The organism is Microbacterium sp. 18062, assembly GCF_902706225.1.
Classification (GTDB): Bacteria; Actinomycetota; Actinomycetes; order Actinomycetales; family Microbacteriaceae; genus Microbacterium.
Genome location: NZ_CACSKB010000322.1, coordinates 1 through 458, shown reverse-complemented (window position 1 = coordinate 458; position 458 = coordinate 1). Strand labels below are relative to the sequence as shown.

The window sequence follows — 458 nt, the reverse complement described above, 5'->3', positions numbered from 1 at the left end:
GTCCCCCTGCGACAAAGAACAAAAAAAAGGCCACGCCCCGGCCGGTTGAGCCGGTTGACCTCCCCTTAGAAGATCCGCTGGCCCGCGAGACTGCTGATTGACTGGAGTTAGCAAACGTGTACCGCGCTCGTCTCGCTTCAACCACTATCTGCTACACGCCTGAGCTGCTCCACGACGAACTGCTGTATTCATGGCTGTGCAGGTTAGCAATCTTGAATGCGTGGGGAACGGGCCGAGACGCAGTGAGGAAAATTTTTGGCGGCAGGACGGTTACACCCAGCCTTACCCTTCCCAGTCACTTCGATGCCATGAACGAGCGATGCGCGAGGGCGCTGCCACACGACTCTTTCGCCGATCTTATGGAAGTTAGTACGCTGCTACCGTATCACAGGCCGTTCTTGGATCACGAGCGCTATGCACAACTAATGGAGGACTCGCGCTCAGGTAACTCCCTTGAC

Annotated in this window: 1 protein-coding gene; it reads left to right on the top strand. The window is 56.6% G+C overall.

Going from position 1 to position 458, the window contains the following annotated elements; translation table 11 throughout:
- Positions 1-116: 116 nt before the first annotated feature.
- On the top strand, positions 117-458 hold a 342-nt coding region (locus GVL03_RS23615; RefSeq protein ID WP_373683855.1), incomplete at its 3' end, for a TniQ family protein.